Here is a 233-nt window from a genome sequence, read left to right as displayed (position 1 = left end):
GCACGTGAATGAAGCGGTAACCGATGATGCCGATGATGCCTGAGCCCAGCGCACCAATGACGATGCCTACCGGCACTGGCACGGCCTCGACCACGCCATGCAGCGACTTGCCCGCCAGCACGATGTTGGAGGCGAAGAAGCCGATGTACATCACCCCGGCGATCACCACCACCAGTAACGCGCCGAGGGTGCCGAACTGAGCGCGGCTCTGGATCATTTGCGGGATGCCCATC

General features: G+C 62.7%; 1 protein-coding gene. It reads right to left on the bottom strand.

Going from position 1 to position 233, the window contains the following annotated elements; genetic code table 11:
* Positions 1–233 (bottom strand): cytosine permease (locus tag J5M56_RS26525; protein WP_207938255.1); only part of this gene is annotated, 233 nt, incomplete at both ends.

Origin of the sequence: Pseudomonas sp. 51_B (assembly GCF_017491595.1) — a bacterium.
In the GTDB taxonomy this organism is placed as follows: Bacteria; Pseudomonadota; Gammaproteobacteria; order Pseudomonadales; family Pseudomonadaceae; genus Aquipseudomonas; species Aquipseudomonas promysalinigenes.
This window is presented reverse-complemented; position numbering and strand designations above follow the sequence as displayed.